General features: G+C 69.2%; 9 protein-coding genes. 4 read left to right on the top strand and 5 right to left on the bottom strand.

Features of this window, described 5'->3' with window-relative positions; translation table 11 throughout:
* The first annotated feature begins 403 nt into the window (after nucleotides 1–403).
* Together LXT23_RS44740 and LXT23_RS44735 are read left to right on the top strand one after the other, a co-directional pair.
* Nucleotides 404–1294 carry an RNA polymerase factor sigma-32 gene (locus tag LXT23_RS44740; RefSeq protein ID WP_253986648.1) on the top strand — a complete coding sequence of 297 codons (891 nt, stop codon included), beginning with the start codon at nucleotides 404–406 and terminating at the stop codon, nucleotides 1292–1294.
* 163 nt (nucleotides 1295–1457) lie between these two features.
* On the top strand, nucleotides 1458–3929 hold the full coding sequence (locus tag LXT23_RS44735) for an OPT family oligopeptide transporter (RefSeq protein ID WP_253986647.1): 2472 nt from the start codon (nucleotides 1458–1460) through the stop codon (nucleotides 3927–3929).
* Between the two features lie 74 nt (nucleotides 3930–4003).
* Here the strand turns inward: LXT23_RS44735 and LXT23_RS44730 are convergent, their stop codons facing one another.
* Complete coding sequence (locus LXT23_RS44730; protein WP_253986646.1) at nucleotides 4004–4336, bottom strand: hypothetical protein; 333 nt, start codon at nucleotides 4334–4336, stop codon at nucleotides 4004–4006.
* Nucleotides 4337–4534: 198 nt separating this feature from the next.
* Here LXT23_RS44730 and LXT23_RS44725 point away from each other — a divergent pair, with 198 nt between their 5' ends.
* Both LXT23_RS44725 and LXT23_RS44720 read left to right on the top strand, forming a co-directional pair.
* Nucleotides 4535–6301, top strand: a complete 1767-nt coding sequence (locus LXT23_RS44725; RefSeq protein WP_253986645.1) for a HEAT repeat domain-containing protein — start codon at nucleotides 4535–4537, stop codon at nucleotides 6299–6301.
* Nucleotides 6302–6305: 4 nt separating this feature from the next.
* Nucleotides 6306–7619, top strand: a complete 1314-nt coding sequence (locus tag LXT23_RS44720; RefSeq protein WP_253986644.1) for an HD-GYP domain-containing protein — start codon at nucleotides 6306–6308, stop codon at nucleotides 7617–7619.
* A 15-nt stretch (nucleotides 7620–7634) separates the two neighbouring features.
* On the opposite strand, the gene LXT23_RS44715 is transcribed toward LXT23_RS44720, so the two are convergent.
* The 4 genes from LXT23_RS44715 to LXT23_RS44700 all read right to left on the bottom strand — a co-directional run bounded on the left by LXT23_RS44715 (nucleotide 7635) and on the right by LXT23_RS44700 (nucleotide 11365).
* Entirely contained in the window at nucleotides 7635–8675 is a 1041-nt protein-coding gene (locus LXT23_RS44715) for an RluA family pseudouridine synthase (protein ID WP_253986643.1), read from the bottom strand.
* Between the two features lie 11 nt (nucleotides 8676–8686).
* On the bottom strand, nucleotides 8687–8950 hold the full coding sequence (locus LXT23_RS44710) for a hypothetical protein (protein WP_011553384.1): 264 nt from the start codon (nucleotides 8948–8950) through the stop codon (nucleotides 8687–8689).
* An 82-nt stretch (nucleotides 8951–9032) separates the two neighbouring features.
* Nucleotides 9033–10412, bottom strand: a complete 1380-nt coding sequence (locus LXT23_RS44705; protein ID WP_253986642.1) for a helix-turn-helix domain-containing protein — start codon at nucleotides 10410–10412, stop codon at nucleotides 9033–9035.
* The gene (locus tag LXT23_RS44700; protein WP_253986735.1) at nucleotides 10409–11365 is read right to left on the bottom strand and encodes a P-loop NTPase; all 957 of its coding nucleotides are present in this window, start codon (nucleotides 11363–11365) and stop codon (nucleotides 10409–10411) included. The genes LXT23_RS44705 and LXT23_RS44700 overlap by 4 nt, the downstream gene beginning before the upstream one ends.
* Nucleotides 11366–11478 lie beyond the last annotated feature (113 nt).

Here is an 11478-nt window from a genome sequence, read left to right as displayed (position 1 = left end):
CCTGTTCGTGGCGGCGACAGTCGTTACGCCTTTCCGGGCAGGACGGCCGTGGACTTCTCACGGGCGCCCCTGCGTGGACCGTCCACCCGCCGGGTGCGCGGCCCTCCGTCTCAACGGCACCCGGCCAGGCGGGCCGGGGCCCTCACGTGGGAGGCCACTTGCGGACAGCTCTGAACTTCCTACCTCCTCGTTTCCGAGGCCTCCATTTCGAGGCGTTGTAACGGTTACAGCAATTCCGCCTTGTACACGGGCGCCGACCTCGCCAACCCCCCGCGAATATTGGGGAAGCCATTGTGCTGCAAGTTGGCACCGCCGTTGCTCAAGGCACCCTTCGTCAAGTTGTCAGGCGGTCCGAAAACCTTTATCGGCCTCCCAAGCGAGGCCCCGTCGGGAGACACCATCCATGCAGGCTTCCACCGAGCAGTCGTCCAACTCCGGCTCCCTGGCGATGTACCTGTCGGAGATCAACCACTACTCCCTGCTCACGGTGGAGGAGGAGCAGGAGCTGGCGCGCCGCTTCATCAAGGGAGACCTGGCGGCGGGCCACCGCATGGTGACGGCCAACCTGCGCTTCGTCGTGAAGGTGGCCTATGAGTACCGCTCCTACGGCATCAAGATGTCCGACCTCATCCAGGAGGGGAACATCGGCCTGATGAAGGCCGTGCAGAAGTTCGACCCGGACAAGGGCATCCGCCTCATCTCCTACGCCGTCTGGTGGATCCGCGCGTACATCCAGAACTACATCCTGAAGAGCTGGTCCCTGGTGAAGCTCGGGACGACGCAGGCCCAGCGCAAGCTCTTCTTCAGCCTGGCCCGCACCCGCCGCGAGCTGGAGAAGTTCGGCACCGGCGAGGCCGTCGTCAATGTCGACGACATCGCCCGCCGCCTGCACGTGAAGCCCGGCGAGGTCCGTGAGATGGAGCAGCGCATGGGCGGCCGGGACCTCTCCCTGGACGCGCCCATGGGCGAGGACGGTGGCAACAGCCACGTGGACTTCGTGGTGAGCGCCGCCGCGCCGCAGGATGACGAGTTCGCCGACAAGGAAGAGGCCGGCCTCATCAACGCCCGCGTCCGCACCGCGCTGATGCGGTTGGATCCGCGCGAGCGCTTCATCATCGAGCAGCGCGTCATGAACGAGCGCCCCATGACGCTCAAGGAGCTGGGCGAGCACTTCGGCTTCTCCCGCGAGCGCGCCCGCCAGCTGGAGATTCGCGCCAAGGACAAGCTCAAGGCCGAGCTGGCCGCCCTGATGGCCGAGGTCGACCCCGAGGCCGCCGCCGCCATGCAGCAGTAGCCGCCTGACGCGACAGGTCGGGCCGGTTCCTTCCGGGCCGCGGCCCCTGCCAGCGCCTCCGTCCTCCCGGGCGGGGGCGCTTGCTATTTGAGGGCTCTGTTTCACGCTCGCTCGGCTCCCTGCTAGAAGGGGCGCGTTTCCCTTCTGTGAAGGAGCCCCCCGCTTGGCCCACGGCACACCGCCGCTCGTCGACGACCGCGTCCCCGTCGCGGAGACGCACACCGTCCACGCCCATTCGCCCTACATCCCACCGGACCGGTCGCCCCCGGAGATGACGATTCGAGCGCTGGCGCTCGGCTCCATCCTGGGCATCGTGTTCGCGGCCTCCTCCGTGTACCTGGCCATCAAGGTCGGCCTCACGGTGTCCGCGTCCATCCCCGTGGCGGTGCTCTCCATCGCCATCTTCCGGGCCCTGGGCAGCTCCAACATCCTGGAGAACACCATCGTCCAGACGACGGGCTCGGCCGGTGAGTCGCTCGCCTTCGGTGTGGCGGCGGCCCTCCCCGCGCTCCTGCTGCTGGGCTACGACATCAGCCTCACCCACGCCTTCCTCACGGCGGCGCTGGGCGGCGTGCTCGGTGTGCTGATGATGATTCCGCTGCGCCAGGGCCTCATCGTCCAGGAGCACGGAAGGCTCCCCTACCCCGAAGGCACGGCCAGCGCGGACGTGCTCATCGTCGGTGAGCAGGGCGGCACCAACGCGCGCACGGTCATCATCGGCTTCCTGGTGGGCGGCATCTACAAGTTCGCCTACTCCGGCATGAAGCTGTTCCGCGAGGTGCTGAGCACGCCCCTCAAGGGCCTCAAGAGCGCCACGGTGTCCACCGAGGTGAGCCCGGAGCTGCTCGGCGTGGGCTACATCATCGGCCCCCGGGTGGCCGGCATCACCTTCGCCGGTGGCGTGCTGAGCTACCTCATCCTCATCCCCGCCATCTCCTTCTTCGGCAGCGGGCTGGACACGCCGCTGCTGGTGCACAACGGCCAGCTCATCCGGGACATGTCGCCGGACCAGATTCGCAACGCGTACGTGCTGTACATCGGCGCGGGCGCGGTGGCGACGGGCGGCCTCATCTCCCTCATCCGCTCGCTGCCCACCATCGTCGGCGCCTTCAAGCGCAGCGTGGCCACGCTGCGCGCCTCCCGCACGCAGGGCGCCGGGCCCATGCTGCTGCCCCGCACGGAGCAGGACCTGCCCATCACCGTGGTGCTCGTCGGCAGCGCGCTGCTCATCCTGGCCATCTGGCTGTCACCGCCGCTGGAGGTGAACTTCATCTCCGCCATCCTCATCGTCATCTTCGGCTTCTTCTTCGTGACGGTGAGCGCGCGCATCACCGGTGAGATTGGCAGCTCGTCCAACCCCATCTCCGGCATGGTGGTGGCCACGCTGCTCGTCACCTGTCTCGTGTACCTGCTCATGGGCTGGACGTCGTCCGAGGACCGCTTCATGGCCCTCACCACGGCGGCCATCGTCGGCATCGCCGCGTCCAACGGCGGCACCACGGCGCAAGACTTGAAGACGGCCTTCCTGGTGGGCGGCACGCCCAAGCGGCAGCAAATCGCCCTCTTCGTCGGCGTGCTGACCAGCGCGATGTTCATCGGCCTGGTGCTGGTGACGCTCAACCGCGGCGCCACCGTCACCATCCCCGAGCCGCACCCGGGCGTGCAGGTCTCCGAGCTCACCCAGGAGTCGCGCGTGCAGCAGTCCTTCCCGTGGGCGGTGTCCCGCGAGGCCCTGGCCGCGCGCGGCCTGGACGAGGCCGCGTTGCGCAAGGCCGTCTGGGCGCAGGGCTACGAGCTGAACGCGCAGGGCGGCGCCCTGGAGCTGCGCAGCTGGCGCGAGGTGTCCGCGCAGGACCTGGCCGCCGTGACGCTGAGCCCCACGGGCGGCGCCAGCGTGAAGGTATCCGAGCTGGGCGCCGTCACCGAGGGCCCCAAGCGCACCTACAAGGAAGGCTACGTGCGCGGCGCGGACACGCCGGTGCCGGCCGGCAAGTACCTCGTCGACGAGGCGGGCACCATCCAGTACGTGGTGGACCCGGGCATCGGCGGCCGCGTCAGCGTGTACGAGGGCCAGCAGCTCACCCGCTACTCCGCCCCCAAGGCGCAGCTGTTCTCGCTCATCATCGACGGCATCCTCACCCAGAAGCTGCCGTGGGACCTGGTGCTCCTGGGCGTGTTCATCGCGCTGATGCTGGAGCTGTGCGGCGTGTCCGCCCTGCCCTTCGCCGTCGGCGTGTACCTGCCCATCAGCAGCAGCGCCCCCCTCTTCGTGGGCGGCATGGTGCGCTACCTCGTCGACCGCGTGCGCGGCGGCAGCGCGGCCGAGTCCGAGTTCTCCCCGGGCACCCTGCTGTCCTCCGGCTACATCGCCGGTGGCTCCATCGCCGGCGTGCTCATCGCCTTCCTGGAGATTGCCACGGACGGCGCCGGCACCCGCGCCCTCAACCTGCCGGCCTCGCTCGGCCATGAGGGCGCCCTGGGCGGCTTCCTCAACGCGGTGGGCGAGAGCGAGCTGGCGCACCCTCTCTGGTCCAACCTCTGGGGCCTGCTCTTCTTCGCCGGCCTCACCCTGTTCCTGCTGCGCTCCGCCATCCGCGGGCAGAGCGCCGCGATAGCGCCGCCCCCGCAGAAGTAGTCCCGGGGACGAGGGACTGACACGAGGCGGTGGGGAGCGCTCCCCGCCGCCTCTGTCATTTCAGGGCCCGCGCCTCAGAGCGACGGGACGGAGGGCGGCACGTCCTCGGGAAGCTCGGGGCCGGGGGCACTGCCGCCCTCGGCGCACACGTACTCGGCGCGCACCGGGGCGACGATGCCGAAGGTGGCGAAATAGACGAGGAGACCCCAGGCGGGCCACGAGACGTCCACCCGCGACAGCCCGTGCTCACACTCGCCCGCGGCCACGTTCACCGTGGTGAGGCCCACCAGGCTGACGCCCGTCCTCGCCCGGGCCTCCCCGGAGCGCGACGCGCCGCTGCGCACGCTCATCCGGAAACACCCCGTCAGCGACACCAGCAGCGCCACGCACGCCATCGTCCGCTTCATGCCCGTTACACCCCTTCGCCTGTTACATCCCTTCGGAGGATGCGCCGGCTCGTACCACACCCGGAAATCCCGGTCAGCCCGGGCGCTGTTTCATGGCTGTCACTTCAACATCGCGAACTTCCTGGGGTTGCCCTCCTGGGTAACGGGCAGAAATCAGGGTAGGCTTGGGATACCGCCCGAGCGGAGAGTTGCAGACGCATGGCCCAGCCCCAGAAAGCCACCCCAGACGCGAGCGCGGAAGCCGAGCTCTCTCCCGAGGCACGGGAGAAGGTGGAGCTGGCGCGGACGTTCACCTTCCACCTGCTGAAGGGCATCAAGCAGATCGGCATGTACCGGCACAACGAGACGCGCTTCCCGGAGTTCCTCGGGAAGGCGCTCGAGGCCCTCAACGCGTACACCGAGAAGCACGGCGCGCTGTCGCTGAAGGTGGAGATGCAGAACCTCCTGCTGTACGGGGAGCCGCTGTTCTCCGAGGACACGCCGCTGCCCTACAAGTTCTTCCGGGACGGCATCCGGCAGCTCATCTTCCGCCCGGGGATGCTGGTGGAGGAGCTGGTCACCTTCACGCTCATCGCCCTGTCCGAGCCGGAGCGCGGCTCCGAGGACGTGCTGGCGCAGCTGTGGCGCGCGGCCATGGAGCACGTCGAGTACGTGGTGGTGGAAGGCTTCTCCATGGAGAACGCCAGCGAGGAGGAGGTCCAGGTCGAGGTGGACAAGGTCGTCGGCTACCTCTACTCGCGCCTGCAGACGAACTCGGACGACTACCTGCGCTTCGCGCGTGTGTCCGCGGAGGACCTGGACGCCAGGCTGGAGGGCGTGGAGCAGATTCGCGGCCTGGTGGTGGGCGGGCGGCACGCCTCGGACGAGCTGAAGGCGAAGCTGCAGCGCGAAGTCATGGAGGAGGAGAACGCGCGGCTCTTCCCCAAGCTGGTGAGCGCCGTGTTCCAGGTGGTGGAAGGCGGCGTGGAGGACGCGGCGCTGCTCGAGGAGATCTTCGTGCAGCTGCTGGACATGCTCCTCCTGCAGGACGACTTCAGCACCATCAATCAAATCGTCCTCAAGCTGCGGGCCCTGTCGCAGCGCGAGGGCGGCGAGCCGCTGGGCCGGATGCTGGAGAACTTCCTCCACAAGATGGGCGAGGAGCAGCGCCTGCAGCGGCTGGGCGAGGTGCTCAGGACGACGCGCCCGAAGAACGCCTCGGACGTCACGCGCTACATCCAGGTGCTCGGCCGCGACTCCATCATCCCGCTCCTGACGGTGCTGGAGACCATCGAGCTGCCGGAGAACCGCCTGCTGCTGTGCGACGTCCTGTCGGGCTTCGCCCGCGAGCAGCCGGAGCCCTTCGTGGCGCGGCTGGTGTCGGACCGCCCGCAGACGGTGCGCGACATGGTGTACGTCCTGGAGAAGAGCAACCACCCGGACCGCATCAAGATGTTCGGCCAGGTGCTCAAGAGCCCCAACCTGGTGGTGAAGCTGGAGGTCCTCCAGATCATAGGCCGCGGCCGCACCGGCGAGGCCCGGCGCCTCGTCGTCGACGCGCTGAATGACTCCATCTCCCAGGTGCGCACGATTGCGGCGAAGCTGCTGCCGGAGTTCGACCGCGACAAGGCCTTCGTGGACCTGATGCGGGTGGTGCGCGACGCCGCGTTCGACAAGAGGACGCCAGACGAGCGCGCCGCGTTCTACACGGCCATCGGCTCCACCGGCACGCCGGGGGCACTGTCCATGATGCAGCAGCTGCTGACGGTGAAGCCCTCGCTGCTCAACAAGAAGCGGGTGCTGGAGGACAAGCTGCTGGCCATCCACGGCCTCGGTGGCGCGTGCTCCATCCAGAGCTACAAGATGTTGCAGGTGGTGGTGGAGGACAAGAGCCAGCCGCTCGAGGTCCTCACCGCGGCACGCAAGGCGATGTATCAGACCCGCAAGACATTGTTCGGGGACTCGGCGCTCCCGGAGGAGGCATAGACCCATGGCCGACAACCTGAAGATCAGCCACCAGGCCCATGAGGAGAACGTCAACGAGTTCGGCCGCGAGCACAACGAGAAGCTCCAGTCGCTCGCGCGCTCCATGGTCGCCGGCCTCTACATGCTGGTGCGCTCGGTGAAGATGTATGACCCGGAGAACGCGGTCTTCCAGAAGCCGCTGCACCAGCTCCAGGACATCATCAACCAGATCATCGGCAAGGAAGGCCGGCTGGAGCTGGCGGGCGTCAAGGAGTCCTTCTACCTGAACGGGATGCTGGTGAAGGTGGACCTCAACTCCATCGAGAACCAGCGCTACCTCCTGTCGGAGCTGCGCGCCAAGGACGTGGGCGGCTTCACGCTGACCAAGCCGGTGACGGTGCCGGACCTGAAGAACTTCATCTGGATCTTCGCCAAGGAGCAGTCGAGCACGGCGGAGGAGGACGGGCTGGCGGGCCGCAAGCTGCTCAACATGCGGGTGGCGAAGTTCTCCAAGCTGAAGGAGAAGCTGAACAAGGACATGGACAACCCGGGCGACCAGAAGGTCGATCGCAAGAAGTACGCGATGACCATCTATGCCCGCGCGGTGTTCTTCCTCACGAAGTACCTGGAGTCCGTGCGCGCCGGGAAGCCCATCAACGCCTCCAAGGCGCTGCGGCTGGTGCAGGACTTCGTGGACATCTCCTTCGAGCAGAAGACGCACTTCCTGGGCATGACGACGATGCGGCGCGAGGACGACTACCTCGTGTACCACCAGGTCAACGTGTGCCTGATGAGCGTCGTCTTCGGCGCGGAGCTGGGGCTGACAAAGCCGCAGCTGAGAGACCTGGGCTACATCGCCCTCTTCCACGACGCGGGCATGGCCACGCTGCCGGAGGAGCTGGCCACCAAGCGCGGCGCGCTGACGCCGGACGAGCGCGTGGCGGTGCAGAAGGCGCCGCTCATCTCCGTGCGCAACATCCTGATGGAGAAGGGCTTCAGCCGCTCCACCCTGCTGCGCGTGGTGACGACCTTCGAGCACAAGACGGACTTCGGCACCGCCGTGCGCGACTCGCGCGGCAACATCCAGATGATCATCCCGAAGACGAACCTCGGGGCGTACGCGAAGATCATCGCCATCTGCGACGCGTACGACGCGCTCACGTCCAAGCGCCCGTACCGCGACGCCTACGGCCCCGAAGTCGCGCTGATGCTGATGTGGACGGAGATGCGCAACAAGTTCGACCCGGAGCTGCTCCAGGTCTTCATGCGCGTCATGGCCATCCAGCCCGTCAAGGTGCTGTCCAAGCGCCAGCAGTCGCTCAGCGTCTCCGGCCTGTAGCCCGGGCCGCGCCGCTCAGCGCGCCCGGCCCGTCGTGCGCTTCGCCGCCTTCTTCCGCGCGGCGGGCTTCGCCCTGGCGGGCGCCTTCGCCGCCACCTCCGCGGGCGCGGCCTTGTCACCGCGCAGCAGCGCCAGCGCGGCCTCCAGGTCTGCCGGCACCGGGGCCTCCAGCTTCAGCACCTTGCCCGTGCGCGGGTGGGCGAAGGCCAGGCGCCAGGCATGCAGCGCCTGGCGGCCCAGCTTCTCCTGTGCCTCGGCCGCCAGCCCCTTCGGCTTGCGCCCCGCGCCGTAGAGGGCGTCGCACAGCAGCGGGTGGCCGGCCTCGGACAGGTGCACGCGAATCTGGTGCGTGCGGCCGGTGAGCAGATCCACCTCCACCAGTGCGGCGCCGTCGAAGGACTCGAGGACGCGGAACACGGTGATGGCCTGCTTGCCCTCCTTCACCTTGCCGGTGAAGCGCTGGCGGTTGACGGGGTGGCGGCCGTAGAGCGTCTCGATGCGCGCCTCGGCCGGGGGCGTGCCATGGACGAGCGCCAGGTAGGTCTTCTCCACCGCGCGCGTCTTGAAGGACTTCTGGAGCGCCACCAGCGCCTGCTCGTTCTTGGCCACCACGAGGCAGCCGGTGGTGTCCTTGTCCAGGCGGTGGACGATGCCGGGGCGCAGCTCTCCGCCCACGCCGGCCAGGTCCTTCACGCGGTGCAGCAGCGCGTTGACCAGGGTGCCCGAGGCATGTCCGGCGCCCGGGTGCACCACCATGCCCGCGGCCTTGTCCACCACCACCAGGTCCCGGTCCTCGTGGAGCACCGCGAGGGGCAGCTCCTCGGCCAGCGGGACGGCGGGCACGGGCGCGGGGATGTGGAGGGACAGCAGCTCGCCGCCACGCAGGCGCCGGGCCGGCTTGGCGGGCTGGCCGTCGGCGAGCACATGCCCGGCCTCGATGAGGCCGTGGATGCGCGAGCGGGTGAGGTCCGGGAAGGCGCGGGCGAGGTACTGATCCACGCGCTCACCGCGGGCTTCGGGTGGGGCGCGGTGCTCTCGCGTGTCGGGCGCTACCACGTGTGCAGGCGCTACCAGATCTTCGACTTCACGTGCGCCTTGGAGCGCAGCACGATGTCGTTGATGGCGCGCTCGAAGAAGTTCATCTTCGTGAAGATCTCCTGGCTGACGCGGCTCTTGTAGAGCTCGCGGCCCTCTTCCAGTTCCTCCTTGAGGACCTCGAAGAGGTTGTCCTGCTCGATGCCCTTGATGATCTTCTGCTCGTTGTAGAGCGAGATATCCGAGGCAATCGCACGGGCGAGCCGCATCGCCTTGACCTTTTCCTCGTCCGTCATCGTCCTACCTACTTAGGCACCGGCCAGGGGGGAGTCAACTTTCCTCGCACCCCTCCTCCATCAAGCCGTCCCCTGGACGAAGTCACTTCTTCCCCGACTTCTCAGAAGCCAGGGCCAGATAGCTCCTGGAGACCCGGAGGGGGTCCAGCCCCAGCTCGCGGGCCAGGTTCATCAGGATGCCGCGCAGATACACGGGGGGTGGGAGGGCGGAGTAGCGGTCCGCCTCCACGTTCTCCAGGTGACTGCGAGTGATGCGGGTGCGGTCGGCGACCTGCTGGAGGGAGAAGCCCCGGGCCTCACGGACGCGGCGCAGCAGTTCGCCGTTGAACTCGGCGTCCGAGGGGATGTCCGGGGTGCGGGGACGCGGCTCGCGCACCCGGGCCGCCACCTGCGCCAGGGCCGACTCAGCGGTGGCGATGGCCGAGTCCTGGGAGAGGATCTGCGCGTCGCCGAGCTGCCGACCGGAGGCCGGACGCGGCGCCTGTGAGTCTGGAGCGGTGGCCCGTGCCGCGGCCCGGGCCTCGGCCGTGGCCCGGAGGACGGCCGCGCGGGTGCCCGGCAGCGGCGGCGGGCCCGCCAGGGACGGAGTGCTGGGGGTGCTCTCCGGGCGGGCCGGCACGGCGGCGGGCGCATCCGGCTTTGGAGCGGCGGGCGGAGCGCTCGCGGCCGCCGGGGCCGGACTCGCAGCCTCGGCGACAGGGGCCACCGGGAGCGGAGTCGGGGCCGGAGCCGCGGCCTCTGGCACAGGCGTCACGGGACTCGGAGCCGCGGCCACGGCCTCGACGACAGGGCTCGTCGGGAGCGGAGCCGGGGCTGGAGCCGCGGCCTCTGGCACAGGCGTCACGGGACTCGGAGCCGCGGCCACGGCCTCGACGACAGGGCTCGCCGGGGATGCAGTCGGAGCCCGCGCGGGGGAGGACACGTCCACCGCGCTGCCGACGAGCGGCGAGACCTCCAGCGAGCTGGACACGTACGCGAAGGAGAAGCCGCGGAAGAACCTGGAGCGGAAGTCGACCTGCCCTTCCTGTGCCGGCGCGGGCGCCTCGGAAGCGGGCGTCTGGGTGGAAGCCACCGCCGCGTCCCGTGCCGGGGCCTCCGCGCGGACCTCCACCGCCGTGCTGGCGAGCGCCTCGGCGGCCCGGGCCACCGCGCCCGCACCCGCCCTGGCCTCGGACGAGGGCCTCCCACCGGCGGCGACGGCCTCCGCCATCCGCACGGCGGGCAGCCCCAGATCCTTGTCGTATTCGGCGCGGAGGTCCGCGTCGGTGAGGATCTCCATCGCCTCGGTCATCCGGGCGCGGAGCGTGTCCACCTGCTCCGGGTCCACCAGCGCGTACACGGCGATGGAGTCCGGCGAGTACAGCTCCATCAGCCGCGAGTAGGCCGCGCGGATGTCGTCCACCGGCGCGGAGACGGGAACCTCCAGGAGCTCGTAATAGGTCTGCTGCTCGAAGGGCTTCATGGCGAAGAAGAGGAGTCGGTGGTGCCGTCGAGGGCAAGGAGGCGGGCCGCGATGCGCTGGATGGCGGTGGCGGCCGGAGAGTCGGGGCGCTCGATGAGGACGGGCCGGCGCTTGCGCACCGCACGCCAGGCCTCGTCGTCGTACCGGATGGCACCCAGGTCGTCCATCTCGATGCCGAAGAACTTCTTCCACGCGGCCGCCACGGCGGTGCCCACGTTGAGGTCCGCGTCCGTCCGGGCCTGGTTCACGATGAGCCGGATGCGGAACGCGGCCAGCTCGCGCTCGAGCCGCTCCGCGCTCGCGGGGTCCTTGCGTCGTGCCTGGGCCAGCACGTCGTGCAGCGTGCGCAGCGAGCCCTCACGGGTGGTGAGCGCGTCCTCCACCACGTCCTGGATGCCGTACTGCGCCTCCACCTGCTGGAGCCGCCGGAAGAAGGCCGCCTTCGCGAAGCGGTAGGCGTTCTCCACCGACGTGGGCTCGGGCAGCACCACCAGCAGGCCGTGGTCGGCCATGATGAAGAAGTCGATGGTGTTGAAGCTGGTGCCGGCGCCCAGGTCGATGATGAGGTAGTCCGCGGACGCCCCCATCAGCGTCTTCAGCAGCTTCTGCTTCTGCGCGTACTTGAGGTTGGCGGCGTCCAGCGCGTCCTGCGCGCCGGCGATCAGCGACAGCCGGGGCACGCCCGTGGGGACGATGACGTCCTCGAGCTGCGCCTTGTTGCGCCGCAGGAAGTCGGACAGCGTCGCCGTGGGCTGACCCACGCCCAAGCACGTGTGCAGGTTCGCACCGCCCAGGTCCGCGTCCACCAGCAGCACGTTGAGGCCTGCCTGCGCGAGCGCGACACCCAGGTTGGCGGACACCATGGACTTGCCGATGCCGCCCTTGCCTCCGCCCACGGCGATGATGCGCCGTGGGCGTGGACGACGGGAGAGCCCCGGCGGTCCGGAGGCCACCGGGCCCGGCTCGGTGGGGCCTATGACGCGGACTTCGAGCCGGGGCGCTCGCGAGGTTTCAGACATGGTGGGCAGGGACACGGACTTCAATCGGGCTCCCATCAAAGCCCGTC

It is taken from the genome of Pyxidicoccus xibeiensis (assembly GCF_024198175.1).
GTDB lineage: Bacteria > Myxococcota > Myxococcia > Myxococcales > Myxococcaceae > Myxococcus > Myxococcus xibeiensis.
This window is presented reverse-complemented; position numbering and strand designations above follow the sequence as displayed.